The sequence below is a fragment of the Accumulibacter sp. genome (assembly GCF_031732815.1).
Taxonomy (GTDB): Bacteria; Pseudomonadota; Gammaproteobacteria; order Burkholderiales; family Rhodocyclaceae; genus Accumulibacter.
Map to the genome: position 1 here is coordinate 8,291 of NZ_JAVMKF010000002.1, position 2,438 is coordinate 10,728.

Sequence of the window (2,438 nt, forward strand, 5' to 3'; positions counted from 1 at the left end):
CTTGATGGCCTGGTGGTGAATGGACACCGTCCCGCCGCGGCGCTGTTCGGGATAGAGCCGTGCCATTGAGGAGTTTTCGTCCCATTCAACGTCATGGATGTGGCGATCGTAGTCGTCGTGCAGGTGAATCGAAGCGCCAGGAATCTGGGTCGAGATGTCCTGCCAGAGGGTGCCGCCCAGTGCGACATTGATCAGCTGTGCGCCCCGGCAGATGCCCAGTACCGGCCTGCCGCGTTCCATGAATTCATGCAGCAGTTCCATCTCATAGGCATCCCGGTGGCGGTCGCCCGCCCAGTCCGCTTGCAGCGGACTTTCTCCATAGCACTGAGGGCTGACGTCCGCGCCACCCTGGAGAATCAGCCCGTCGAGTAGGTCGGCGTAATCCGACAGCCGGAAGCTGCTCCGGTTGACGACGCCATCGCTGCACACCGCCGGAATCATCAGGACCATCGTCTGCCGCGACATGACCCAATGGGCGACCGACTGTTCAAGGTATTGCAGAGACTTGGACTGCAGGCCTGTTGCGCCCTCGGGGGGGTGATAGATGCGTGCCGAAAGACCGATGCGGAGCGGGCGTCTGCTCATGGAATTCTGCCGAAGCCAAAAGCCAATAATAACATTGACCGTCAATGTAAAAATTGATCGGAATCGATTGCTGATAGCCTAACGACTGGGTAATCTCCACGGCTTTGACAAAAAAGCAGTTTGTAATGCAAACAAACAGATCTTCGGCTAATGGCCATGACTCGTGGCGCGCCGTTCGACAGTTCGGCGGATGTTCCCTGCTTGCCGTATTCCTGCTGGGGTGTGCCACTCCGCAGCCTCAGACGCCGGATTCGGCCCAGAAGGAAGGGGCGGCTCGCAGTGCTGCCGCTACTGTTGAGCCGGCACCCCCATTGCCGTCCGTCGACAGCGAGAAGGATCCTCCGGCGATTGCCGAAGGAAGGAGTGTGTTCTTCGCGCGAGGTTCTGCCGAAATCGAGCCAGAGGCAATCAAGGTGCTGGAACTCCACGCGGCCAGGCTGCGAGCCAATCCCCGGCTGGTCGTGACGCTGATCGGGCATTCCGATCATCTTGGCAGCCGTTCCTACAATCTCGCGATTGCGGAGCAGCGTGTTGCGGCGGTAGCCAAGGTTCTGCGCAGCATGGATGTCCAACGGAACCAGATCAGAAGGTTCAGCTTGGGCAATGAAAAGCCGGGCGTCTCATGTCAGAACGAAACCTGTCGACGCAAGTGGCGCCGGGTGGATCTGTCCTATCCCAAGCCAAATACTGTGCGTCGGGTCGGGCGAGAGGAATAAAAAAATGGGTTGCGGAGAGGAGGCTCCACAACCCAAACACTCGATGTTGCTACTGTCCTCTCAACGAGAGGGCTCTCACAGAAGCAAGCGCAGGTTATCAATTTGTCAGTAAGGATCATGTTAACAAACAGGGCTCGGATCACGAAAGTCACTTCGTGGTTTGCGCAACGTTAACGAAAAGTAAGCGCCGAGAAACTCGTCAGTTGATCGTAAGTTTCAGAACCAAGACTCCGTAGCGGGCTTGGTCCGTAGTGGACCGCAGCTTGAGTTTTCAACACAAAAGGAGGAGTCATCATGTCATTAAGCGGCCAAGGCGCAGCCTACTGGTCAGCAACCCTCAAATTGCTGGGCGGTATCCTGGCGGTATGGTTCATCTGTTCATTCGGCGCGGGCATCCTGTTCGCGGACGCACTGAACAGCATCAAGCTTGGCGGATATCCGCTCGGTTTCTGGTTTGCGCAACAGGGTTCGATCTACATCTTCATCGCGTTGATCTTCTTCTACGCGAAGGCGATGGGCGACCTCGACCGCAAATTCGACGTTCACGAAGACTAAGGAGCCGACTGAATGGATCTGCAAACTACAACCTATCTGGTGGTCGGCGCGTCGTTCGCGCTGTACATCGGCATCGCCATCTGGGCGCGTGCCGGTTCCACCAGTGAGTTCTACGCAGCCGGTGGCCAGGTGCACCCGATCATGAACGGCATGGCAACGGCCGCCGACTGGATGTCGGCAGCCTCGTTCATCTCGATGGCCGGCCTCATCTCCAACATGGGCTATGGCGGTGGTCTCTTCCTGATGGGCTGGACCGGTGGCTATGTGCTGCTCGCCATGCTGCTGGCCCCGTACCTGCGCAAGTTCGGCAAGTTCACGGTGCCGCAGTTCATCGGTGACCGCTTCTACTCGAAGTCGGCTTCCACCGTGGCCGTGGTCTGCCTGCTGACCGCATCGCTGACCTACATCATCGGTCAGATGACGGGCGTCGGCGTCGCGTTCTCGCGCTTCCTGAACGTGTCGTCCGATACCGGCATCTACATCGGTCAGGCGATCGTGTTCCTGTACGCGGTGTTCGGCGGCATGAAGGGCATCACCTACACCCAGGTTGCCCAGTACATCGTGCTGATCTGCGCCTACATC

At 58.2% G+C, this 2,438-nt stretch carries 4 protein-coding genes; 3 read left to right on the forward strand and 1 reads right to left on the reverse strand.

What is annotated here, in order from left to right; all coding sequences use genetic code 11:
* A partial coding sequence (locus tag RKP46_RS00085) for a gamma-glutamyl-gamma-aminobutyrate hydrolase family protein (protein WP_311104735.1) occupies window positions 1-585 on the reverse strand: 585 nt, incomplete at its 3' end.
* 125 nt (window positions 586-710) lie between these two features.
* On the opposite strand from RKP46_RS00085, the gene RKP46_RS00090 reads away from it, so the two are divergent.
* The 3 genes from RKP46_RS00090 to RKP46_RS00100 all read left to right on the forward strand — a co-directional run.
* Window positions 711-1,301, forward strand: coding sequence for an OmpA family protein (locus RKP46_RS00090; RefSeq protein WP_311104736.1), 591 nt, complete (start codon window positions 711-713; stop codon window positions 1,299-1,301).
* Window positions 1,302-1,595: 294 nt separating this feature from the next.
* The gene (locus RKP46_RS00095) at window positions 1,596-1,856 is read left to right on the forward strand and encodes a DUF4212 domain-containing protein (RefSeq protein WP_311104737.1); all 261 of its coding nucleotides are present in this window, start codon (window positions 1,596-1,598) and stop codon (window positions 1,854-1,856) included.
* Window positions 1,857-1,868: 12 nt separating this feature from the next.
* A partial coding sequence (locus tag RKP46_RS00100; RefSeq protein ID WP_409194081.1) for a sodium:solute symporter family transporter occupies window positions 1,869-2,438 on the forward strand: 570 nt, incomplete at its 3' end.